This is a genomic window from Neobacillus sp. MER 74, from assembly GCF_023714155.1.
In genome coordinates, this window is record NZ_JAMAUV010000014.1 from 55,638 (window position 1) to 80,032 (window position 24,395).

Annotated in this window: 24 protein-coding genes and 1 riboswitch; of the genes, 13 read left to right on the plus strand and 11 right to left on the minus strand. The window is 39.1% G+C overall.

The window, feature by feature from the left end; all coding sequences use genetic code 11:
• Positions 1-21: 21 nt before the first annotated feature.
• From M3610_RS19865 to M3610_RS19880, 4 genes are all read right to left on the minus strand, one after another.
• A complete protein-coding gene (locus M3610_RS19865; protein WP_251461718.1) occupies positions 22-1,536 on the minus strand; it encodes a CoA-acylating methylmalonate-semialdehyde dehydrogenase in 1,515 nt (504 codons plus the stop codon).
• Between the two features lie 19 nt (positions 1,537-1,555).
• Entirely contained in the window at positions 1,556-2,908 is a 1,353-nt protein-coding gene (locus M3610_RS19870) for an aspartate aminotransferase family protein (protein WP_251461721.1), read from the minus strand.
• Positions 2,909-3,596: 688 nt separating this feature from the next.
• A complete protein-coding gene (locus M3610_RS19875; RefSeq protein ID WP_311315842.1) occupies positions 3,597-5,162 on the minus strand; it encodes a vanadium-dependent haloperoxidase in 1,566 nt (521 codons plus the stop codon).
• A 605-nt stretch (positions 5,163-5,767) separates the two neighbouring features.
• Positions 5,768-7,420: a M20/M25/M40 family metallo-hydrolase gene (locus M3610_RS19880; RefSeq protein ID WP_251461723.1), complete on the minus strand. Its 1,653-nt coding sequence runs from the start codon at positions 7,418-7,420 to the stop codon at positions 5,768-5,770.
• Positions 7,421-7,603: 183 nt separating this feature from the next.
• A riboswitch (Lysine riboswitch) is annotated at positions 7,604-7,786 on the plus strand.
• Positions 7,787-7,866: 80 nt separating this feature from the next.
• On the opposite strand from M3610_RS19880, the gene M3610_RS19885 reads away from it, so the two are divergent.
• The 6 genes from M3610_RS19885 to M3610_RS19910 all read left to right on the plus strand — a co-directional run bounded on the left by M3610_RS19885 (position 7,867) and on the right by M3610_RS19910 (position 14,243).
• Positions 7,867-8,664 carry an ABC transporter substrate-binding protein gene (locus M3610_RS19885; protein WP_251461727.1) on the plus strand — a complete coding sequence of 266 codons (798 nt, stop codon included), beginning with the start codon at positions 7,867-7,869 and terminating at the stop codon, positions 8,662-8,664.
• Between the two features lie 72 nt (positions 8,665-8,736).
• Positions 8,737-9,420: an amino acid ABC transporter permease gene (locus tag M3610_RS19890; protein WP_098576875.1), complete on the plus strand. Its 684-nt coding sequence runs from the start codon at positions 8,737-8,739 to the stop codon at positions 9,418-9,420.
• On the plus strand, positions 9,417-10,139 hold the full coding sequence (locus tag M3610_RS19895) for an amino acid ABC transporter ATP-binding protein (protein ID WP_251461729.1): 723 nt from the start codon (positions 9,417-9,419) through the stop codon (positions 10,137-10,139). The genes M3610_RS19890 and M3610_RS19895 overlap by 4 nt, the downstream gene beginning before the upstream one ends.
• A 237-nt stretch (positions 10,140-10,376) precedes the next feature.
• Positions 10,377-11,285 (plus strand): PEP/pyruvate-binding domain-containing protein, encoded by a 909-nt coding sequence (locus M3610_RS19900; protein ID WP_251461733.1) that lies wholly within the window; start codon positions 10,377-10,379, stop codon positions 11,283-11,285.
• Entirely contained in the window at positions 11,282-12,928 is a 1,647-nt protein-coding gene (locus tag M3610_RS28060) for a PEP-utilizing enzyme (protein WP_285851379.1), read from the plus strand. Before M3610_RS19900 ends, M3610_RS28060 begins: the two co-directional genes overlap by 4 nt.
• Positions 12,915-14,243: an MFS transporter gene (locus M3610_RS19910; protein ID WP_251461736.1), complete on the plus strand. Its 1,329-nt coding sequence runs from the start codon at positions 12,915-12,917 to the stop codon at positions 14,241-14,243. Before M3610_RS28060 ends, M3610_RS19910 begins: the two co-directional genes overlap by 14 nt.
• Positions 14,244-14,374: 131 nt before the next feature.
• On the opposite strand, the gene M3610_RS19915 is transcribed toward M3610_RS19910, so the two are convergent.
• A complete protein-coding gene (locus tag M3610_RS19915) occupies positions 14,375-15,478 on the minus strand; it encodes a 5-methyltetrahydropteroyltriglutamate--homocysteine S-methyltransferase (protein WP_251461739.1) in 1,104 nt (367 codons plus the stop codon).
• 223 nt (positions 15,479-15,701) lie between these two features.
• On the opposite strand from M3610_RS19915, the gene M3610_RS19920 reads away from it, so the two are divergent.
• Both M3610_RS19920 and M3610_RS19925 read left to right on the plus strand, forming a co-directional pair.
• On the plus strand, positions 15,702-16,664 hold the full coding sequence (locus tag M3610_RS19920; protein WP_251461742.1) for a bile acid:sodium symporter family protein: 963 nt from the start codon (positions 15,702-15,704) through the stop codon (positions 16,662-16,664).
• Positions 16,665-16,928: 264 nt separating this feature from the next.
• Positions 16,929-17,102 (plus strand): hypothetical protein, encoded by a 174-nt coding sequence (locus M3610_RS19925; RefSeq protein ID WP_180230285.1) that lies wholly within the window; start codon positions 16,929-16,931, stop codon positions 17,100-17,102.
• 256 nt (positions 17,103-17,358) lie between these two features.
• Here the strand turns inward: M3610_RS19925 and M3610_RS19930 are convergent, their stop codons facing one another.
• The 6 genes from M3610_RS19930 to M3610_RS19955 form a co-directional block, all read right to left on the minus strand.
• Positions 17,359-17,616, minus strand: coding sequence for an aspartyl-phosphate phosphatase Spo0E family protein (locus tag M3610_RS19930; RefSeq protein WP_251461744.1), 258 nt, complete (start codon positions 17,614-17,616; stop codon positions 17,359-17,361).
• A gap of 247 nt (positions 17,617-17,863) precedes the next feature.
• Positions 17,864-18,145, minus strand: a complete 282-nt coding sequence (locus M3610_RS19935; protein WP_098576862.1) for a hypothetical protein — start codon at positions 18,143-18,145, stop codon at positions 17,864-17,866.
• A gap of 7 nt (positions 18,146-18,152) precedes the next feature.
• A complete protein-coding gene (locus M3610_RS19940) occupies positions 18,153-18,542 on the minus strand; it encodes an SHOCT-like domain-containing protein (RefSeq protein WP_251461746.1) in 390 nt (129 codons plus the stop codon).
• A gap of 13 nt (positions 18,543-18,555) precedes the next feature.
• A complete protein-coding gene (locus M3610_RS19945; RefSeq protein WP_098576856.1) occupies positions 18,556-18,921 on the minus strand; it encodes a DUF2089 domain-containing protein in 366 nt (121 codons plus the stop codon).
• A 236-nt stretch (positions 18,922-19,157) separates the two neighbouring features.
• On the minus strand, positions 19,158-19,478 hold the full coding sequence (locus M3610_RS19950) for a hypothetical protein (protein ID WP_251461750.1): 321 nt from the start codon (positions 19,476-19,478) through the stop codon (positions 19,158-19,160).
• A gap of 67 nt (positions 19,479-19,545) precedes the next feature.
• Positions 19,546-20,148 carry a DUF421 domain-containing protein gene (locus M3610_RS19955; RefSeq protein ID WP_251461753.1) on the minus strand — a complete coding sequence of 201 codons (603 nt, stop codon included), beginning with the start codon at positions 20,146-20,148 and terminating at the stop codon, positions 19,546-19,548.
• A 49-nt stretch (positions 20,149-20,197) separates the two neighbouring features.
• Here M3610_RS19955 and M3610_RS19960 point away from each other — a divergent pair, with 49 nt between their 5' ends.
• From M3610_RS19960 to M3610_RS19980, 5 genes are all read left to right on the plus strand, one after another.
• Positions 20,198-20,389: a hypothetical protein gene (locus M3610_RS19960; protein ID WP_251461755.1), complete on the plus strand. Its 192-nt coding sequence runs from the start codon at positions 20,198-20,200 to the stop codon at positions 20,387-20,389.
• 400 nt (positions 20,390-20,789) lie between these two features.
• The gene (locus M3610_RS19965) at positions 20,790-21,758 is read left to right on the plus strand and encodes an FUSC family protein (protein WP_285851385.1); all 969 of its coding nucleotides are present in this window, start codon (positions 20,790-20,792) and stop codon (positions 21,756-21,758) included.
• 187 nt (positions 21,759-21,945) lie between these two features.
• Positions 21,946-22,863: a VOC family protein gene (locus M3610_RS19970; protein ID WP_251461758.1), complete on the plus strand. Its 918-nt coding sequence runs from the start codon at positions 21,946-21,948 to the stop codon at positions 22,861-22,863.
• A 260-nt stretch (positions 22,864-23,123) separates the two neighbouring features.
• Positions 23,124-23,966, plus strand: coding sequence for a ComEC/Rec2 family competence protein (locus M3610_RS19975; RefSeq protein WP_251461761.1), 843 nt, complete (start codon positions 23,124-23,126; stop codon positions 23,964-23,966).
• A 1-nt stretch (position 23,967) separates the two neighbouring features.
• On the plus strand, positions 23,968-24,183 hold the full coding sequence (locus tag M3610_RS19980; RefSeq protein WP_251461763.1) for a DUF3006 domain-containing protein: 216 nt from the start codon (positions 23,968-23,970) through the stop codon (positions 24,181-24,183).
• The last annotated feature ends 212 nt before the right edge of the window (positions 24,184-24,395 follow it).

Sequence of the window (24,395 nt, forward strand, 5' to 3'; positions counted from 1 at the left end):
CTGTTTTTCTAACTGGCTGTGTTATTTATTGCTAGGGAATGCAAAGGATAGATCACTATTATCACTTGATGATAACCAGCGTTCTGAAACTGTTTTGGTCTTTGTATAGAACCGTGCTTGATCTGGGCCAAACATTTGCCCGTCGCCAAATCTTGAGCCCTTAAAACCAGCAAAGTTATGAAAGCCTACTGGAATTGGAATTGGTACATTCACCCCGACCATTCCTACATCAATTTCAGTCGTGAATTTTCTGGCTGCCAGCCCATTATTGGTATAGATGGTAACACCATTGGCTAATTCTTGCTGATTAATTAATTGGATTGCTTCTTCTAAAGAATCCACACGGACAATATTACGAACAGGGCCGAAAACTTCTTCATCATAAATTTTCATACCTGGTTTTACATGATCAAGCAATGTTGGTGCCAGGAAGAATCCTCCGTCATTTTTGGTAATGTCTTGATTACGGCCATCACAAACGAGGGTTGCCCCTTCTTCTTCACTGAAGTCAATTGCTTTTAAGATGTTTGCTTTTGCTTGCTTGGAAATAACGGGGCCGTAATCTGCACCGTCTGTAAAAGCACCAACTTTTAAGCGGCTAACCTTTTCTTTTAAAATTTCTACTAAGCGGTCCGCCGTTTCTTGCCCGACCGGCATTAATGTAGAAATGGCCATACAGCGTTGGGAGGCAGCGCCGTACCCTGCACTAATGAAAGCATTCGCTACTTGTTCTAAATCAGCATCAGGCATAACGACCATATTATTCTTACCGCCGCCTAAGGCAACCACACGTTTGCCGTATTTAGCGCCCGTTTCATAAATATAGTGGGCTACTGGTGTAGATCCAACGAAGGAAATGGCTTGCACAGCTGAATTTTCAAGAAGTTCATTTACTGCCTCTTTATCGCCATTGATTACTGTCCAAATTCCATCTGGAAGGCCAGCTTCTTTCCATAATTCACATATATATAAAGCGGTCATAGGTACACGTTCAGAAGCTTTTAAAATAACCGCATTTCCAACAGCTACTGCCATGCTTGTTTGCGCTAATGGCACCATGATGGGAAAATTAAAAGGAGAGATGGCGGCCACTACACCAAGTGGATATTTAGCTGAATAGGCATTAATTTGTCCCCCTACATTTACGGAATATTCACCCTTCATGAAATGGGGCGCATTCATCGCTAAATCTACTGATTCTAATCCACGCGTAATTTCACCCTGTGCATCTTCGTCTGTTTTCCCGCTTTCGGTGCAAATTAATTCGATTACCTTATCTTGATTTTTCTTTAGTAAGTTTCGGAAATTCAGGACGATTTCTGCGCGTTTCGCCACGGAGAGATCACGCCATGCCGGGAAGGCAGCTTCTGCCTTTTTTATGGCGCCCTTCACTTCATTAGAGGAAGCTAACGGTACTTTGGCAATGACATCGCCTGTTGCCGGATTGAATACTTCTGAAAAACGGCCGCTTTCACCCTTGGTCATTTTTCCATCAATAAAATGCGTAAGTTCTTTCACGTCAGTTATGTTTGTCATCTATTCGTTCTCCTTTCGATTATAAAGATTCAATGGCTTGAACCAATTTTGCTAGAATAAAATCCTTTTCCTCTAACGTAATATTCAATGGTGGAGATAAGGTTAATACGTTGTTGTATCCTGCGACGGTTACACCATTTTTTCCAATAATGAGTCCTTGCTCTTTACACTTTGCAATCACTTGATTGACCTTTTCTACAGCTAAAGGGTTTTTTGTCTCACGGTCTTCGACTAGCTCGATTCCAACCAGCAATCCTTTTCCGCGAATATCACCAACATGTGGATGTTGTGCTATTCTAGTTTTTAATTCTTCTATTAAAATCGCACCCATTTCGGTAGATTGCTCAAATAGATTTTCTCGTTCCATAATTTCTAAATTTTTTAAAGCCACGGCACATGCCGCCGGGGAGCCCCCAAATGTATTGATATGACGGAAGAAGTCATAATTTCCGCTTTTCGTAAACTCTTCATAAACTTCTCTCTTGACTGCCGTTGCTGAAAGTGGCATATACGCGCTGGTCAGTCCTTTTGCCATGGTAATAATGTCTGGCTGTACCCCATAATGTTGGTGGCCAAAGGCTTTTCCTGTCCGTCCAAAGCCGCAGATGACTTCATCGACAATTAATAAGGCACCATGCTTCTCGCACACTTCTTTTACACCCTTTAAGTAATCATCTGGAGGCATAATGACCCCGCCGCCTGTAATAATCGGCTCCAATATCATCGCCGCAATCGTTTCTGAATGTTCCCATGTCATGATTTCGTCTACTGCTTTAACAGAAGGTAAATCGGTTGGATTCGTAAATCCATCCTCATTGGAGCGATATTGATCCGGGGCTTTCACATGAATAAAACCAGGTGCTAATGGTTCGTATTTATATTTCCGTTCAGCTTGCCCTGTTGCGGCAAGTGCTCCCATGGAGTTCCCGTGATAGGCGCGATACCGAGAGACAATTTTATAACGGCTGCCTTGCCCTTTTTGCTGGTAATACTGCCTGACGATTTTAAAGGCTGTTTCATTTGCCTCAGAGCCGCTATTGGAGAAAAATACTACATAATCTCCACCTAATAACTCGCTGATTTTTTCAGCCAGTAAAATCGCCGTAGGATGCCCATTTGTTAATGGTGTATAGTTATTCTCGAGAAGCTGGTCATATGCCGCTTTTGCAATTTCTTCTCTTCCATACCCAACATTTACACACCATAGTCCCGACATGGCATCCAAATAACGATTCCCATCAATATCTGTCAGCCAAGCACCCTCCGCTTTTTGAATGATGCTAGTAGCTTGAGGGTTATACGGCTTCATTGAATGCCATAGGTATTTCTCATCTTTCGTGACTAAATTTTCACCTGTTTGAACATTTCCCATCCTGAGTCACTCCTTTACAATTTGTTTCATCTATCTTTATTGTGAAGGGTAATGACCCTATAATCATCAGACATAATGTAAAACGTTTTCAAAAGATGTTTAACATATTGACAACCATTCATCGCCTCTTACATACTAAGAGGATTTTTGTGCCAAGTTTCAATAATGGCTACAGTCATCGTGAGGATAAATTAACTTCCTATGAAGACTACGGTTAAGGTGCGAACATTATGCTTAATAGTATATTATGCCGTGAAAAAGTGTGATAGAAAAAAGGATCAGTTCTCCGCTGTTTTAACGCAGCGGGGACTGATCCTTTTTCCTCATTCGATTAGATTTATTACATAAAGACGGACACTTATGACGTATTTTAAGAGATTTATGACATAATTTTGGTTACTTATGACGTACTTTACGAAATTTACGACATTTATTGGAAAAATACTGGTAATTAATCTGAGCTGGATAAGCTTGTTCCTTTTCTAATAAAAAGGAATAGGATAGAGTATCAAACGGTTGATTGGAAAGAATGCTGAAAACGCATTGGATTTTTGCGCTCCCTAATAGAAAAGGCCACTCCCATTTGCAGAGTGGCCTTAATCGTTTAAATATTATCGTTTGGAAGCATTCAGTACAAATAATAGTTTTCCAAATTTGGTGTAACTATTCTTTAGAATCATCAAAATTCTCAGGTCGTTATTTTAGATCCATCAAATTTTGTAAGAGAGAATCCTTTGAAACTCTCATTATAGGTTCGCTTGTAATCTCTTAAGATTCCTATGGCTACAGCTTCTCCAAGTAACATACCATTGATCGCACTACTACGGTAGTGAACCCCAGCAATCGTTCGCCCAATGGCAATATTTGCTGCAAGTTTATTCAGTTCCCCTCCTAGCGTTAGCTTCCCATCGTAAGGCAGGAGTTGAAGACCATCAGAACTGGCTACAACCGGATCGGGTATTTCATACGATTCATCAAAGAAGGCTTTCATCATTGTTACCATCGCCCCAATAAAGGCGGCATGACCGGAAGGATAAGAAGGGTGAGTTGGGCATCCTTCTGAATAAGCTTGAGGAAGCAAGTACGTGCCGAATTTATTAAACGTTTGGATAAGTGCTTCAGAATTCATAACTACTGGATTGATGGGGTAATCAGCACCCATCATCTTATTATGAATCCGACCACCGAATTCTTCGGGGCGGAACCGGCGATGAACGAGCCATTTTTGGAACCAGACTGCATCAAGGGCTGGACGTGAAGCTCTTGTGATGAAGTCCAAAATATGCGGGACCCCAAAGGTAGGAAATCCAACTTGTGTGGCAGAGTTAAAATAAGGATTTTCCGGATCTAATGCTTTACTGCCATAGCTTAGCAAAAGGTAACAAGCCATTAACCCGCTATCAATCGAACTATCATTGTGTACCCATTCGGCTAAATCCCGGCCATTGCGAATATAGCGGGGTACGGAATCCATCTTTTTGTTATGAGGATTTGAGCCGTTTTGTACGGCCAGCCATTCGCTATAGGAAGTTAGATGGTCATCCCCTGGCAAAATAGTATTGTATTGTTGGATAATTTCAGTAGAAACAAAGGGGATATTTTTCCATAAAAATTGTGAAATATAAGGCCCTTCTATGCTGCCTTGATAGTTCCCGCGGAACAATGTACCTGTCGTGACTTGTCCATTGATTTTTGGCCCATTAAAAACAGGCAGACCTGAAAGTTCTGCGGCTGCATCCTTTGTTAATTGGTTGCTATCGTATTCATTGAATGGAATGTCTCTTGCAAGTGCTTGCCAATAAAGCTCAACCATTTCTCCAGCAAGATCAGCACTGCTAAAGTCTGGAGGTGCGTGAAGAACCAGCTGATGACTATCGGGTCCGACTAAGTCATATGCATATGCAGACTGTGGATTTACCAGCTTCGCAGCACCACCCATTGGAATCTTCTCAAAATCTTTCGAGTCTCCTGATTTCAAAGCTTCTAAATAATTATGATATGCTTTGAGATTAACCTCTCCTAACTCATTATGCGGCAATGCTTTCGAATAACTGGCTATTTTATTTGGATACCTATCTTCATCCCCATTATTTCGATGGTTGACCAGCGGCTGATTCTTATAGAATTTCGCGGCCTCCATACGAATTTCAAATGCTTTATCGCGTCTTTCGGCAGGAGATAAGGGACCGAGAAGACACGAATTTATATACCTGGACATTTTTTTAATTACCTTTTTAAATTTGTGCTTGTCCAATAGATCACCTCTATTTATCGTATTCATTTTTTCTTTTTTTGTTTATGAAATTTATTATTTTTATTATTCTTGGAAATGGCATTGGGGGAAAATATATTAAACTCTTGGTCTCAGAATGGTATGGTCGAAATATAAAATATAAATTGACAAATTTCTATTAAACTAAAGATAGTTTTATCCTCAAATTCTTCTCTAACTATTCTTTTTATATTAACTACTCCGCAAGTCTTTAAACGGTAAAAAAAAGCACTTTCTCAACTAGTCGACAAAAAGATGTTGATTCCTGCATCCGGGATCAAGAGGGTCCGCTCTTATCGGTTGGGGGATCATGTTAAGCATCCGATCAGATAAATAAGCGGAAAAATTCCGCTTATTTAGAAATTATCATTAAAAATAACCAAAATAGCCGGAGAAATTCCTCCTATTTACTCGAAAAGCGCGAAAATGGTGGATTTCGCTTTGAATAACCGGAAAAACTTCCCTTATTTACCCCAAAACGAGCTCCATTCTGCATTTAACCGGAAAAACTCCGCTTATTTTCCGATCGCGCCGGTGCCGCAAAACAAAAAAGCCTGTAGACCAGACGAGTCTACAGGCTTTTGGCCTCAATGATTTAATAGTTTCTGAATCACGAGGTTTGTTAGATTTGGTACGATTTCAAAGGAGTAGGTCATTTCTAGTCTTTCAAGTTTCTTGTGAGCATCTAGACCATAAGGGCCGATATTGATTACTGGTACATTGATATCGCGAATGTCTTGGTAGTCTACAAAGAGCTTGGTGCCCCAGCCCGGGTTATTGTTTGATTCGGCATTAATACCGGCTTCGTCATCACTTAGCGCAACAAAACTCATATCTGAGATATAAGGGAAAAAGTTACGTGTCACCATCGGATGTTGATAGTTTGGCTGGAGCTCTTCCACAGCTTCATCCAAGGCCGTAATTAAAGCAAGCTCGTCCGTTGTTTTCCCTGTCAATTCAATTCGTGGGGAGTACAGAGATGAGTAAAACAGAATGATGGCCGGACTTTTATCATTCATCCATTTCCAAGCTTCCTCAACCACTTTTGCGGCAAACATGCGCGTATCTAGTTCTGTATTTTTTAAAAGCTGTTCTTTAAATTGACTCATATGTGCCGTGAACGCTTCGCCGTTCTCTTCAACCAATAATTGTTCCATTTCCTCGTACGTCATCACTCTAGGTTTCCAAGGGTGCTGTACATAGGGTTCGCCGCTCAATGTGCTGTATTGTTTATATCTTTCTTCGAAGGAAGTCAGGGCATTGGTAAAAGCAATTATCGCTTGTTCCCTTAATTTTTCAAGCACGTCCTTTGGCGACCAGGAATGAATAAAGAAATTGTAATAAACATAGGCAGCTAAGGCCGTTTGAACGGTATAAGAAGGCTTCAAATCTGTTTGTTTTAACGAAACAGGAGGAACGGTGGTTTCACCAAACGCTTCGTTACAAAGCTCCGGATTGTAATTGATTTGTCTGGTCAGCTCGGCCGCAATAAAGTTCGGATCGAGTCCCTCAAAGGCGGAACCTACATGCGTTTCTGCTCCGGTAATAAAGAAAGATGGCAGCAGCTTTCCAACGGTCCCCTTGTAGATATAGCGATTTTCGTCGCCTTCGTATCTTGGTGAAACGAAATCCGCATTAATCGCGGCTACATAGGTAAACCCATGTTCCTCTTTCCAGCGTTTCAATGTTTTCAATGCGGAAAGAACACCGTGGGAGCTGTCCTCTTCGTCACATTCCGATAAGAGAACAATGTTACCGTCTAGTTCTTCAGGGTGCTCGGAATAATAGTTTAAGAGGTATAAGTGACTGGCAACCCCGCTTTTCATATCAAGGACGCCGCGGCCAAATAACCAGTCGCCTGAGTCTAAATGTTCTTTAGCGGCAGCCGGCAGCTGTTCCATTTTTAGTGACTCCATCAGTTGGTCTGGGAAGCAAGCCTGGTCTTTTAAATGGTTAAAATCTTCAATCCCAACCGTATCAATATGACCCATCAAAATCACCGTGCGGCTGCTCGTTCCCTTCGTTCCTTTCACAAAAGCAAGAACATTATAACGCTCTTGATCGTCGTTGAGTGTTTGTTCTAACACTAGGTGGCTAGGGTTTTGTGAAAAATAGGGAATAGAAGAAATCATAGAATATAAAGACTGTGCAATGGCCTTTTCGCCATTGGTATTAACGACACTTTCAATGTTTACAAGCTGTTTCGTGAATGTCAGCACATCCTCACGACATTGCAACATACGCCTGACCTTCTTTTCTAGTAAATTGGTATTTAGAAAAAATGTATCTCAGAAGAGAAAGCCCGTCAAGTCTTTAATTTTGATAAAAAATAACATCAAAAATATTATTGCAAAAGTAAGAATATTTATATATACTAAAACTTGTTTCATTAAACTAAATATAAATCCTCATCTTTAAGCATTAGATGGGGTAGAGGTCGCGATTGATATTAGTATCCTATTGGAGATTCAGTGAAATCTATGAAAATAGGAAAAAGGATCCATCGCCGAAGCTTCTGAAATCACTGCTTTCAGAAAGCTGGGTCTGCACTCGAATAGGGGCAGAACTGTCACAGTTCCTTGGAATTGTGGAGAACTATCTTCACCAATGCTAACTGATGAGGGTGTGTAGAACACCGTCATACTCACATGGACGGTGTTTTTTTATTACCTAGGAGGGGATTTTTATGAAAAAGTTTGCATTTTTATTAGCAGCGGCGATGATGTTGATTTTATCTGCTTGCGGCACGGAGAAGCCTGATGGAGAAAAGGCAGCAAAAGCAAGTGGCTCTAAGCATGAGTTAGTGAAAAAAGGTGCGTTAACATTCTCGATGACCGGGCAGTATCCACCGTTAAACTTTAAGAAAGACGGTAAATTGACTGGATTTGATGTTGAAATTGGAACAGAAATTGCTAAGAGAATTGGGCTTGAAGCCAACCCTGTAACCAATCCATGGGAAACGATTATCCAAGGATTAAAGGCAAACAAATATGATGCCATTATTGGAAGTATGACTGCTACACCTGAGCGAGATAAGCAAGTTGATTTCACCAATCCATATTATTTATCTGGTGCACAGATTTTTGTAGCGGAAGGCAATTCCGCGATTCAATCGAAAGAGGATTTAAAAGGCAAAAAAATTGGTGTTATTCAAGCTAGTACGTGGAAAGACATGGCCGATGAATTATCTGATCAAGTGAAAGGCTATCCAACTGACGTTAACGCCCTTCAAGATTTGGCGCTTGGCCGTTTAGATGCGGTCATCACGGATAAAATTGTCGGTGTGAGTGCTAAAAATGAAAAAGGCTTAAAAATTAAGGCCATTGGCGATTTATTGAATGAAGACCGTGTCAGTGTAGCGGTAGCTGAAGGAAACAAAGAGCTCGCTGATAAAATCAACGAAGCTATCCAATCAATGATTAACGATGGGACGTATGAAAAAATCAGTATGAAATGGTTTAATACAAACATCATGGAAAAGTAAGACAGGATCAAAGATTTTAGTGTAAGCACCTGATGTGGGTGCTTGCACGATTCAACGAAGGAGGTACGCATCATGATATTTATTGAAAATATTATCAGTATTTTTAGTGAACACGGAATTGCTTTTTTGAAAGCTTCTTGGATGACCATCGCGATAACGGCCATCTCGCTATTATTTGCCATGGTGATTGGTATAATTTTCGCGGGCTTTAAAATTTCCTCTAGTAAAATACTAAATCGCATTGCCGATATCTATATAGGTATTATTCGTGGAACGCCTCTCATTGTTCAGATTATGTTCCTTTATTATGGACTTGCCAATATCGTGAACCTGGACAGCTTCACGGCAGGGGCTCTGGCATTAGGTGTACATACAGGAGCCTATATTGCGGAAATTTTTAGAGGAGCGGTGCAATCCATTGACCGCGGACAGATGGAGGCGGCAAGGTCACTCGGAATGTCCTATTCTCTTGCGATGAGGAGAATTATTTTCCCGCAGGCTTTCAAAAGAGCAATTCCGTCTTTAGCCAATCAGTTTATTATTGGCTTAAAAGATTCTTCCCTTGTTGCCTATATTGCCGTGACGGACCTATATAACACGGCTCTTAGTGTCCAAGGTGAAAACTATATGCCATTTGAAACGTACTTTGTTGTCGGCGTCTATTATTTGATTATCGTTCTGATTTTCACATGGGTTGCTAATCGGATTGAAAAGAAAATGGATGTCAGCAGACCTAAGGAGGCAGTAATCGCATGATTGAAATTAGCCATCTTTCAAAATCCTTTGGTAAGCTTGACGTATTAAAACAGATTAACTTAAGTGTAGAAGAGAAAGAGGTCGTTGTTCTGATCGGTGCCAGCGGCTCTGGTAAAAGTACGCTGCTTCGCTGCCTCAATTTTTTAGAAGTGGCAGAGAGCGGTGACATTATCATTGATTCTGAAAAAATAGACCTCGCAAAAACAAACTTAAATAAAGTAAGAGAAAAGGTAGGAATGGTGTTTCAGCATTTCAATCTTTTTCCTCATAAAACAGTTATCGAAAATATTATCGAAGCACCGATGTTTGTCAGAAAGGAAACAAAGGAAGCCGCGACTTCCAAAGCCATGGCCCTTCTTAAAAAGGTAGGCTTAGAGGATAAAGCCAACTACTATCCTGAACAATTATCCGGCGGGCAAAAGCAGCGGGTAGCGATCGCGAGAGCATTAGCGATGGAACCAAAAGTGATGCTTTTTGATGAACCGACTTCAGCGTTGGATCCTGAACTTGTTGGTGAAGTGCTGCAGGTAATGAAGGATCTCGCACGTGACGGGATGACGATGGTGATTGTGACCCATGAAATGGGATTTGCGAAAGAAGTGGCCGACCGAGTCATTATGCTGGCAGACGGAAATATTATTGAAGAAGGCCATCCAAATGATATTTTTGTCCATCCAAAACATGAACGGACGAAAAGGTTTTTGAACCAAATATTATAGAATGCAATCAAACCTGCCTTGGCGTATTCAAGGCAGTTTTTTTATCTTTTGGCTCTGTATTTTAACCCTCCTTTTGTACCTTATCAGTTAGTTCTTAGGTAATGAATTGATAGAGAAAAGGGGTTCCTAAATATCTGAATAAATGGTACTATTTACATAGTGTTTACATGAAATTTACATATTTACGTATTGTTTACAAAACAAAAAATAATGAATCAAATAGGAGGGTATTGTAATTTGTCATTAGTTTCCTTATCAAATGCAATTAACTATGATCATACCTTAATAGGTTCTAAGGCAATGAATCTGTCAAAAATTAAAAGAATTTTAAATAATATTCCAGATGGTTACGTAGTCACTTCGGACGCATTTAAGGAGTTTCTTTCATTCAACCATATTAATACAACAAGCAATGAAAACGTTCAAGATGAAATCATCCATGCTAAATTCCCTGCTAATATGGAATTAACCATTGCAGAGAAGTTTGAAGCTTTGAAGAAAAGTTCGAACTATGCAGTTGCGGTACGTTCATCGTCTGCACTAGAGGATCTTGAAGGCGCATCATTCGCTGGACAATATGAGACAATTTTGAACGTAAGAACTCTGGAAGAACTTTTACATAGCATAAAGCGATGCTGGGCGTCCTATTTTTCATCCTATGTACTGGATTATGCCAAAAATAACAGCATTTCACTTTCCGATGTTCAAATGGGGGTCCTCGTACAAGGGATGGTTAACGCAGATGTTTCAGGTGTTATCTTCAGTACAAACCCAGTGACACATAACCAAAACGAAATTCTTATAAATGCTAGTTATGGTTTAGGTGAGGCCATTGTTGATGGCAGCGTCACACCAGATATGTTCATTATTAATAAACAAAGCAATCATATTATGAAGGAACTAGGACTAAAGGAAATTCAAATTATTCCTGCCGAGAGCGGAAACGAAACCGTTGATGTACCTATTGAACAACAGGAAGTATTTTGTTTAGAAGAGGATTTAATCCATCAGTTAACGGATGTTACAAAGGAAATTGAAGCTTATTACCAATATCCAGTAGATATTGAGTTTGCTATAAATAATCATCAAATTTTCATCTTGCAATCAAGGCCAATCACGACATTAAAAGGGGGGAAAGCATCATGAGTACATTTATAAACAACTTAGAATTTAAGGATTTTAAAAAGAATTTATTTTTAGCTGATGAAGAGAAGAATGTATTTTGGGAACTGGATGGTGCTCACTTTCAAAAACCATTAACACCGTTATTTTCTTCTTATATAGCCCCTGCCGTATCAGAAGGAACGTTAAAAGCCTTTGAAAAGCTCCAATTGCCTGTTAAACAATTTCATGTGAAGATGACCAACGGCTATTACTATCAAACAGTTCGAATGCATGATAATTTAGAGGTTCGCCTAGAAGCGCACCAAGAGGCAATGAAACCAGTATTTCCAAGATTGACTGAGATTCTTGATGAACATGTTAAAAATACACTTTTACCTTTTTATCATCGCTTAAACGAGTATAAAGACCAAAACCTAACGTTAAAGGATGCAGAAGAGAAAGTAATAGAGCTGTATGAAATGTTCAAAGAAATTTGGTCCATTCATTTTGAGGTGGTCATGCCAAGATTGTCAATAGGCGTGGCTCTTGAAGAGGTTTATGGTGCCTTATTGAATACAAAAAATACAACAGAAGTTTATGATTTGTTATTAGGTACAATGCATAAGTCAATGGAAACGGATAGAGAACTATGGAAACTTTCTTTGATTGTAAAAGATTCAGAGATATTATCAAAACTATTTCATGATACAGATAGTGCACAATTACAAGAAGCACTACAGATCTCCGAAGAAGGTAGACATTTTTTATCGTCTGTTCAATTATTCCTTGAGGAATATGGTTATCGTACAGCAAACAGCCATGAATTTGCAGACGAAACTTGGGTAGAAAATCCTTATCATGCTTTAAAAGTTATTAAAAACTATCTTGAGAAGGACTTTGATTTTGAAGCTGAACTTCAGGAAGTTATCTCAAAAAGAGAAAAGAAAGTGGAGGAAGTACTTTCGAAAATGCCGGAGGGGGAGCTCAAAGAAACATTTAAAGCTCTTCATAATATGGCATTAAAAATGTGGGGAATAGACGAGGATCATCATTTCTATATTGATGCTATGCTGCCCGCAAAGGCTCGTCCATTTATTTTAAATGTGGGGCATACATTAGTTAACCACTCTGTCATTGAAAATAACGAGGATGTTGTATTCCTGTATTTAGATGAATTAGTTGAACTTCTAAGAAATCCTAAGCCGTCTTATGACTTAATTAAGAAAAGAAGAGAAGAACACAAGAAAAATGAAGCCAATGCGCCTGCTCCATTTTTCGGTAACCCACCCGAAGGTCCAGTTGATCCAATCGTAGAGCGGGTATTTGGTACGAAAACGTCTAAGCTAAATGAAGAATTAAAAACTTTTACAGGATATTCAGGCTGCCAAGGTATTTACACAGGAACGGTAAAGATTGTTAGTACCCAGAGTGAATTTGGTAAGATTAAAAAGGGTGACATTCTGGTTTGTAAAACAACAACCCCACCTTGGACTGTATTGTTTAATTTAGCGGGGGCACTTGTTACTGATGTAGGTGGAATTTTATCCCATGCTGCTACTGTTGCAAGGGAGTACAATGTTCCTTGTGTTATTGGAACAAAGATCGCAACAACTATACTTAAAGATGGCGATATGATAACGGTGGATGGTACAAAGGGAGAAGTTATCATCCATGAACAAAACTAATCATAATCTTATTTTAGGCGCTATATTAACAGGGACCTTTTTGGTTCCTGTTAATTCTACTATGATAGCCGTTGGATTACCGATCATATCATCCGATTTAAAGGTTTCTGTTGCTAATATTACATGGGTAGTTACCATTTACCTGATTATAATGGCAGTAGCTCAACCGATAGCAGGTAAATTAGGTGATATATATGGGAATAAAAAGGTCATGCTGATAGGATTTATATTATTTTTCGTTTTTTCCATTGCATGTACCTTTGCTTTTAATTTAATTTCACTTATTATTTTCCGGTCATTGCAGGCTTTAGGCGGTGCTTTAGCTACACCCAACGCAACTGCTGTTATAAGGCACGTTATGCCTAGAGATAAACTAAATAACGTATTTGGTTTTTTCGGTCTTTCAATGGGATTAGGCGCAGCAATTGGCCCCCTTCTTGGTGCAGGATTGATTAGTTTGTTTAGTTGGAAAGCTATATTTTGGGTTAATGTTCCATTTTTATTGGTTTCTATTATACTAAGTTGGTTTACTGTTCCAAGGGTGAATGAAACAAAAAAACACTCATTAGACATGGTTGGTTCTTTTTGTCTAGGCATTATTTTAACTCTTTTTACACTAATGCTCTCTAAAAGCGAGTATATCAATATTTTAACTATTTTGGTGTTAGGGGTTACAATTGCTGTATTCATTTATCAAGAGAGAGCTGCGAAATCTCCACTAATCGAGTTTGGAATGTTTAAGAACTTACAATTCTCCAGTGCAAATATATCAATTTTAATTAATAACTTTGTTATGTATAGTACAGTACTTTTTATTCCCATTTTATTAGAGTCATATAACTTTAGCCTTAATTCCATTGGGGCTTTATTATTTTATTTTTCGCTTGCTATGTCACTTTCTTCATGGCTTGGTGGAAGATTGGCAAATAAATTAGGCAAAGGAAAAGTTATCGTCTTGTCTTTCATTTTATTATCCTTTACTGCTTTGTTATACTTTGGGTTTACAAGTGATCCATCCTATATATATGTAATGATCGTTCTAATTTTCGGTGGCTTCTCAGCAGGTATTGGCGTTGCCTCTATGCAAGCTGCAAGTATGGAATCTGTATCGAAGGAGAAATCTGGAGTTGCTTCCGGTATCTATTCAACATTTAGATATATAGGTGGTATGATGGCATCTGTGGTCGTAAGTATTGTAGTGGGTACAAGTACACTTTATGTAGCCTTATTCATTTTCTCACTTATTGGTCTTTTGGTTTCGATGGGATTAAATAAAAAAAGTGGAATTGAAGAAAAAGGCCTTTTAAATGGGTGAGAATTCATATAATTTTATAAAACTTTTGGCAAGGGTGGCAGCCCTTGCCTTTTGTGTAAATATAGATATTAGGATAGTTGATACCACGGACAACGGAAGCAAAGGAACGCCCCCGCGCTTTCGAATTTCTCTTATTTCCACACATCATTCGCAATCGAAATCACATGTCTAACTTTATCCCATTGCTGTTCCTCTGTTAATAGATTTCCCTCTTCGGTAGAAGAGAATCCGCATTGCGGACTTAGGCATAGCTGGTCTAAGTCTACATACTTTGCAGCTTCTGCAATACGGGCTTTGATTCGTTCCGGGTCTTCTAGGTCACCGAACTTCGATGTAATTAGACCAAGAACAATTTGTAAATCTTTCCGATTAACGTGTTGAAGCGGTGCAAACCCGCCAGAGCGCTCATCATCAAATTCTAAGAACAAGCCATCAAGCTTCAGTTCGCCAAAGATATATTCAGAAGCGTTATCATAACCGCCGCTTGCTGTGTATGTCGATTTAAAGTTCCCGCGGCAGATATGCATCGTGATGACCATATCTTCTGGTTTGTTAGCAATCGATTCATTGATGGCACGGGTGAAAATTTTAATTAATTCTTCTGGTGTATAGCCCTTATCGGCAATTTGTTGATGGCCTTTCTCGGAAAAGAACACTGCCCAGGAAGTGTCATCAAGCTGCAAATAACGGCAGCCTGCCTCGTAAAATGCCTGAATTGCTTTTTGGTAGGCTTTAATTAAATCATCAAAGAACTCATCTTTGTTTGGATAAACTGCTTCCTCAATAACTCCTCTAAAAAAGAGCATATTTGGACTTGGAATCGTGAATTTTGCGACATGGTCACCCTTGATGCTGTGCAAGAATTTATAGTCTTCGATAAATGGATGCGGACCGAAGTCTAGTTTGCCATTCACCTTTAGTCCGTGAGCTTTTGTTTGGACACCGTGAAATTGAATTCCTGCCTCAGCTTCATAAAGCTCAACGCCCTCAAGGCCCGCTAGGAAGTCGAAATGCCACCATGCACGGCGGAATTCCCCATCAGTTACAGCGGAAAGACCTGCTTCTTTTTGTTTTTCTACTAATTTAATAATTTCTACATCTTCGATGGCACGAAGCTGTTCCGCTGTGATTTCTCCGTTTTCTTTTTGAAGACGTGCTTGTTTTAGTCGTTCGGGACGAAGGAAGCTTCCGACGTGATCGGCTTTGAATGGTGCTCCAGTAAGTGTTTTTGTCATTATTTGTCTGCTCCTTAATAAATATAATTTTTATTATATAGATAATTTTCAAATAATGCACAGATGAAATATCTGCTGTAAATCCTTTTTAAATATGTAAGCCTTTGCGTTTTTTCTGAAAATAATTATTGTATAGAAAATATTGATTTTTTTAAATATTTATACTAATATATAAAAATATTAATTATTTGGAGAAACGAAATAATTCAGGGGGTACTATATTATGGGCGTCATCGAGAAAATCAGCGGGTTTGCTGGAAAGACCTTTACATTATGGGTATTAATCTTTGCTGTTGTTGCGTTTAATTTTCCCACTCACTTTGCGTGGTTGGGAGGATATATTGTTCCTTTATTAGGAATCGTTATGTTTGGCATGGGGCTGACACTAGAGTTATCAGATTTTAAAGAGGTGTTTAGAAGACCAAAGGAAGTAGCACTGGGGGTCATCGGCCACTTTATCATTATGCCGCTGTTAGCGTTTCTATTGGCGGTCGGACTTGATTTACCGAAGGAAGTGGCGGTCGGGGTTATTTTAGTAGGATGCTGCCCGAGCGGAACCGCTTCAAATGTTATGGTGTTTTTAGCAAGAGGAAACGTGGCGCTGGCGGTTGCGATTGCCTCTGTATCTACGATTCTTGCACCTATTGTCACACCATTGCTGATTCTTTTATTTGCAAGTAAGTGGGTCGATGTCAGTGTGGCTTCTTTATTCCTATCGATTGTACAAGTTGTCATTATTCCGTTGGCGCTTGGCTTTATTATTAAAAAGTTCTTTGGAAAACAGGCACAAGCCGGTGCAAAAGCATTGCCGCTTGTTTCCGTTATCGCGATTGTGTTAATTGTTTCTGCCGTTGTTGCGGGCAGCGCGGCGAAGATTGCGGAAACAGGTTTGTTAATCTTTGGCGTTGTCATTCTTCATAATCTATTAGGATTCTTGATTGGATTCTTCTTTGCCCGAGTATGCGGGATGGATCTAGCGAAACAAAAGGCTGTTGCAATGGAAGTCGGCATGCAGAACTCTGGTTTGGGTGTCGCTATCGCCACCGCTCATTTCTCGCCATTAGCGGCCGTACCAAGTGCGATTTTCAGCGTTTGGCATAATTTATCTGGATCGGTTCTAGCGAATATCTTTAGCCGAATGAAGGAAAAGGGGCAAAACGGGGGAAGTATGAAACGTGTGGGTTAATTTGAATCACCTCTCAGCCGAATCGGGCTGAGAGGTTTTTTGTTCTGGGATTTTGTTTGATAGTGGTAACATTTCATAATTTTTTCATAGTTTCTTCATTTAAATTACACACCATGTGGATAAAATAGATAGGGAAGTGGTAATACCATTTCTACTATTAAGGATTCCTTGCAGTCAAAAAGGAAATACAACTATGCTTTCGGGTTTATATTGTTAGCCAAAGGGAAAAATAGTAAAGATAACTCGGAAAGGGAGGAATGAAAAATGGATGTTCCATTAACATCAAAGGAAGTCATTACTCAGATCCAGAAGTTACAGAACCAAGGTAATTCTCTACGTAAAAAAGAGGTAAAACAACTTTATCCTGATTTAATGCGGAGTGCTTTGCATTACTACCCAAGTTGGCAACATGCCATAGAAGAAAGTAAAGTAGGTTAGGATATCTAATTTACATCAAGACATTAGATTATGATGGGCTCTGTTAACAAAAAAAGGTTTCACTCACAGTGAAGCCTTTTTGCTATGTTTAAAAGCTTCTTTAGAGCAATACTAAAAAGAGATTGTTATTCCTTATATCCTTATTAAAAATAGACAAAAAAGAGAGAATGCCATGTGTGCATTCTCTCTCTATTATTAACGAATCTAAACAAATTGTATATTAAAGGACTTAAGTGGAGGGATACCCCTAGTGCCATTATATTAAAAAATATCTGTAAGGCAGCGATAAAATCCTTAATATATGATCTCTAAATAAGGAGTAAAAGTCATCATGATGGTTAATAGGTTTAGATTGGTTATTGTCTGCTAATAACCTATTATACTCGTTAAGAAGTTTGTCCAGTTCTTGGCTGCAATAGATGGTTTCTTCGTTTTGAAGTCCTTTTGTCATTCCTAATTTAATCATTTCGTCTTTTTTCTCTTTAATAGCAGCTTCACATAGGTCAAGTCTCATTGCCGAATACACCTCGAAAACTTTTAGTAAAATTTCAGTAAACTCCATTTTTAATAGAATTAAAATGAATTATAGCATGTATTAACTGATATGTAATAGATTCGATAAAACAAGTGAAAAGGAGACAAAATTAGACGAGGCCTGCAGTTTTTTTCGACAAAAGGGTCTGTTTCACTCACTCATTTGGTCCTTTCTAAAGATGAGTTAAATAAAAAAGCCGGTCAATGACCGGTGTATTCTAAAACCATTATAGTCTAACCAAAACCTCCGTACCGTCCTTCGCTTTGACATCTACGAGCACGATTCCTTTATGATTTTTCAGTTCCTCGACGATGAGCTTTAGCAGTTTTTTATCTAACGGTGGAATGGTAAGATCCAGTTTTTTTCTTTCGAAGTAGTCTTTTGTCCATTTGTTTGCTTGTTGATGAATAAATTTTGAGGACAAAATGGAAATGCCGATGTTTAACATGGCATATGGAATGGGGAGCGAGAGCCGAATGTCCTTTGCTTTCACTTTAAGATGCAGCATAGGCCATCTACTCGATGATGACAGAAACGGTATCTCCGTTTGCCGATTTAACATCCACAATTTGGCCATCTAATTCGTTTTCGATGGCTTCAATAATAAGGTGGATATCGAGATCCTTTACATACTTTTCTGACTGAGGAATACTCGATGCGATGCTGTGTCCCGCCTTTAATACTGCCTTGATAAGTTTTACGGGCAAATTGACCGTGACGTTATCATTTTCCTTTGATACCACACGAACTTTTAATGTTTTATCTACATATTTCGTTGGTTTTCCTATTAGACTACTTCCTGCTACTTCTTTCGCTTTTAATACTTGGATCAGTTCAGACCCCTGATCCGCATCAATTTTTCCCTCTTGCACCATCGCTAATACTCTAGCAATTTCCTCTTTCATGGTCAATTCCTCCCTATTCATCTTTTAAAAGCTTTATGGCCTCTTCAGGAGTGATTTCGCCATTTTCCAACATGGCGACAACCTTTTTCTCGTCTACCTCATTTTTCTTCTTTTGCACATATCCAAGGGCAGAAATGATGTCGTTTAGTTTGCCTCGAACGGTTGGATAGGAAATCCCCATTTCCTTTTCAACTTCCTTGATACTCCCTCTGCATGTTAAAAATACTTCCACAAAATGAAGCTGATCCTTTGTTAATGACGCCAGTTTGGAGAATTCAAACTCATTTTCAATCGTCGTGTGACAATGAGAGCACTGCAGCTTCGTAATCTTCAATGTTTTGCTGCAGACAGGACAATTTGTGATTACTTTATATGCCATAATGAATTCCTTTCCTTTAGTTGATTTGATTATAAATCAATAAAATTAAATAGTAAATATAGAAATTCATTTATTTTGTGTAAAAAATTAAAATAATTAATTTGTTGATTAAAATAATTAATTTGCTGTTTTTGGGCTGTCCAAGATGGAGTACGCTGTCATAATCAAGTGCGTGTATATGAGTAATAAAAACTAAAACCATGCTAGTCCATCAGCATGGTTTTACGGGTACCCGTTTATTCTTCTGTAAACTCTGTCATCAAATCACGTAAATCTTTGATGGCTAGTTTGGCACTCTCTTTTTTATCTTTATGCAATCCGATCCCTGTTAAAGAGTCATGGCAGTGGTAGGAGTTAGTTGCCAAGCTTTTATAGCCGTCCGGAACGGTGAATATTTCTACTGTTATGGTCAAGCTTTTGCCAGTGTAGATTTTTATAATCTCCAATTCATCCATTTTCAACTTTGTTACCACTCGCATCCCATCATCCTCTCCGCCGTTAGTGTCATCGGTAGTATCTATTTCTCTAGTTAAGTATACGTTAAGATTCAGCCTCATGGGCCTTCATGATTTGACAATAATCAAACTCTTTTGAATATATTTGCACACCGTTGATTTTCTGGATTCATTGGAGATATGAAGGATTATTTTTTTGCTTGCCATCGAGTTCCTCAAAAATGCTTGCGGCATCTTGATTACTAGGAGAAATAATCTCAGTTTGATTAGGGGATTTAGCTAAAAAGGAGTTCATTAACTGTTTAAATTCTCCCGTAGTTAATGGCTTAGCATCATCAATCAATTCATATCCAAGTAATCCATTCGGTTCAATCGTTGCATATTTCACATCCCCAATTTTAGATATCCCTAGATTTCGCATTCTCATTTCAAGCTGGTCGACGCTTAGGCGCAGCTTTTTTAAATTTTGCTGATTGATTTCCCCATTCTCAATCACAACCTTGGCTTTACCCGTGATAAATTTTTCAATGGCATTGAATTTTAGTTGTAAATAATCCACAACCAAGACTGTTGCCACAAAGACCGCTGCTGCCCCAATCGCCTTTAGCATGCTTTTTTCAACAATTGGCTGAACAATGATTGTCCCAATAGATAACATAAGGATTGTTTGCGAAAGTGTCATCTGTGCGATTGATTTTCGACCGGAAACTCTTAGCAGTAAAATCCCTGCTAAAATCAAAACGAACGACTGCCAAATGAACGAGAAATCCACCTAATCACCCTTTTTATAGTTTTGGCTGTGTTAATGGTTATTGTTGATTGTGACACTCTGTTTATTGGAGTGGAAGGCACGAAGACTCCTGCGGGGAGTACGGGGCAGGGGAGACCCCGCAGGAGCAAAGCGACGAGGAGGCTTCCCGGCACGCCCGCGGAAAGCGAAGTGCCTGGAATGGAAATCAACAGACAAGTTTAACACAGCTATAGTTTTAAATGTCCTAGGATTAGGATGCTAAAAACTCAAAAAATTATCAAAAAGAAGTAGAAAATCCCTAGTTTCAGCAACATAGGTGATGCCGAAAAACAGGGCCGAAGCCCATCTGTTTTTGTAGAATGATGGGTTATTTCCTGCGAAATATATAAGCGACCTTCGACAATCTTTGTGCGTACCTAGTAGGGTAAAACCTTATAAATCAATACTTGGAGCTTTTTCAATCAAACGTTTGGTTAGAAAAGAAATTTGGGGAAATTAGGCGATATTTCACCTTCTTTTTTGTGCAATTGTTGCTTTTCTGGTTGTTACTGTATAAAGGCATTAGTGTAACAGAAACCTAATGATGATGAAAGGAAGAAAGGGAGATCATTTTGAAGAAGAAAAAAGGGAATGTAGAAAATAAAACAGCATTGATTTGGAAAATGGCGATTGGATCAGCCGTGTCTTGGGAATTAGCAAAATTAGTTGGCTCGGACCATCCCTATTTAGCCCCTCTTTCTGTTGTTTTATGTCTGCAAACTACGATTGATCAGTCGATTCGATTTTCCTTTCACCGTATATTGGGAACCGTGATTGGGATCCTTTTGACGTCATATCTAGCAAGTCACCTAGACATGAATGGCTGGATACTGGGTCTATTATTGTTAGGTGCGACCTTCATTGCGAAGTGGTTGAAACTAGATGAAACGGTTTTGCATCAGGTTGCCCTCACTGTGATATTAATTTTTACGTTTGAGCGAAAATCAAAGGATTATTCCCTAGATCGCATCCTGGACACCATCATTGGGGTGATCATTACGATAGTGATTCACATGCTTTTGTCACCGCCGGACTTTACAAAAAAAGCAGCGGCATCTACTGAAAAATTAGCTCTTCAGCTGTCAGAGATTCTTTCAGAGCTCTCCGATTGGATCCATTTGGAATGGGGAAGTGAAAAGGGAAAAGTGATGGAGTACAAAATAAATCTATTTTTACAGGCGTTACATGATACGAAAAATACGATAGACTTGGCATCCAAAAGCTTAAAATTCAATCCTCTTGCTAAAAAGCATGCAGCCCTTCTGACGATGCACCAAATGAAAGTGGAAAAGATAAACAAGGGATATCAGTATGTTTCAACTATAGTAGGAACGTTGAAAGAATGGATAAAGGCGGGGGAGCTGCCATCAAAGGATCAAATCCAAGTAGGAAATCATTTGAAAACTCTAAGTGAATATTATAAAAATCTAGGTGCTCTACAGCAACAGAGCGAGTTAAAAATAGTAAATGAAAAGGATCTGCAAAGGTCACTGGATCAGCTTCAATCGAGCATATCCCCACCCCATAGTCACCAGGTTTATCCGGATTCTTTCTTTTTAGAAACGAGAAAACTAATGCAAAAATTATTATAGGTTTGAAATGTATGTCTATAAAAGAAAAAAGGTAGGTAGAATTGTTAAGAAGGAATTATTAAAAGTTACTAGAATGAATAGGAGATCATTGTTTTTGATTATCCTTTTAGCCGAAGGTCTGTCGGAAAACGAAATTGCTGTTCTGTCTTATGGCAAGGCGCAATGAAAAAATGAAGGAGGAAGGACTATGTCGAAAACCAATCAAAAAATTGTTCCGCATTTATGGTATGACAAGGAGGCGAAAGAAGCAGCTGAGTTTTACACTACTATCTTCCCAGACTCGAAAATAACGAATATTACCACCATCCATGATACTCCATCAGGAGACTCTGATATTGTCTCATTTGAACTATGGGGGCAGAAATTCATGGCAATCAGTGCTGGGCCACATTTCAAGCTCAATCCATCGGTATCTTTCATCGTCAATTTTGATCCGTCCCGAGAAAAAGATGCGGGAGAAAAATTACAAGCGGTTTGGGACAAATTGTCCGATGGCGGCACAGCGCTCATGCCACTTGATAAGTACCCGTTCAGTGAGAAGTTTGGCTGGATTCAGGATAAGTATGGTTTTTCCTGGCAGCTAATACTTTCCAATCCAGAAGGTGAAGAGCGTCCCCCCTTAGTGCCGTCCCTATTGTTTGTCGGTGATAATTGCGGCAAAGCGGAGGAGGCGATTAACTTTTATTTATCCGTATTTAAGAACGCCAAGCAGGGACTTATCGCCCGCTATCCAAAAGGCATGGAACCTGACAAAGAAGGAACCATCATGTTCGCTGATTTTAGCTTAGAAAATCAGTGGTTCTCCGCAATGGATAGCGCACATGAGCACAAATTCAATTTTAACGAGGCATTCTCATTTATGGTATATTGCGATACACAAGCAGAAATTGATCACTACTGGGAAAAGCTTTCGGCCGTACCTGAAGCCGAGCAATGCGGCTGGCTGAAAGATCAGTTTGGTTTATCCTGGCAGATTGTACCGACAGAGATGGACGAGATGATGAGCAAGGGCACTCCAGAGCAACTTGCTCGCGTAACGGAAGCATTCCTTAAAATGAAGAAATTTGATCTTACGATATTACGGGAAGCATACAAGGGAGAATGAAGATTTTACATAAAAAGTTTTTTAAGATCCGGCTGCATAGCCGGATTTTTTGTTTTCGTGAAGACCTGGTGCATGAATGGCAGACTGGGATAGTTACTTATTCCAGTAATGACAATAAAATACCAATGATTGAATTGTTATTCCGGCTTACAATAGGTGGAGTGTTGGTCTATCAAATAGAACATACTAGAAATGAAATCAACTTTCTAAGCATACGTACTTTGTTTTCACCTAGATTTTATTAGAAAGAAGGTATGATTTTGAAAATAAAAATCATTAAGATCGTTACAGCACTAACATTATCAGTTGGTTTATTATCCGGTGTTTCATCTACAGAAGCAGCTACAAAAGAGATGAAGGTTCACTTTATCAATGTAGGCCAGGGGGATTCTATTTATATAAAGACGGCTGCAGGTGATGACATTATCATCGACGCTGGTAACAAAGATGGCAGTGATGTCGTATCATACTTAAAAAAGCAAAAAGTTAAAGACATTGAGGTAATGATTTCCACCCACCCAGACGCAGATCATATTGGTGGATTGGACGAAGTTCTGAAAGCATTTAAAGTGAAATCGGTATACGCTCCAAAGGTGAGCCACACATCCCAAGCTTACAAAGACTTTTTAACAGCTGTGAAGCGTGAAGGTGTCAAAATTAAGACGGCCCAAAAAGGTGTGAAACTCCCATTAAAAGGTGTGTCTGCAACCTTTGTGGCTCCCGTAAAGACGTATAGCAAAAGTGATTTGAATGACTGGAGTGCGGTGTTACGACTAGTATATGGAAAAAAATCGTTCCTATTTACAGGTGATGCTGAAGTGAAGTCTGAAACGGATATGATTAAATCTAAACAAACTTTAAAAGCAGATGTATTAAAAGTAGGTCACCACGGTGCCAAAACGTCAACTAGTGCTGCCTTCCTTAAAGCTGTCAAACCATCTTACGCTGTATTGAGTGTAGGGAAAAATAGTTACGGACACCCTACCAGCACGGTAGTAAATCGTTTAAATTCAATAAAAATAAAAACATATCGTACCGATAAAAGTGGAAATATTATCTTTACGACGAACGGATCGAAAATTAGTGTAAAGACGGTGAAATAACATGGTGAAGGGTATCATCGATCGTTTTGAAGGCAAATTTGCAGTGGTAGAAATCGATGGGAAGACTAAAGATTTTCCTAAATCCATTTTCCCTAAGAGTGCGACGGTAGGGGATGTTGTTGAAATTAACGGAGATAAAGTGAAGGTTTTAAAGGACGAAACTGATAAACTAAGGCAAGAGATTGAAGAACTTATGGATGATGTGTGGGAAGATTAAATGGTGAAGTCCTTTTCTATTAAGAGAAGGGCTTCTTGTTTTTACGTGGCACTGTGATTGCTGGATGTTGATTTCAGTGTGTATGAAAAATAAACGAAAAAATTCCGTTTAAATTGGGAAATACCCATATTTCCTTAAAAATAAGGGAAGTTTTTCCGTCTATATGATCCAAATCTTTGGATTTTGACTTTTTTCGAGCAGTTAAGCGGAAT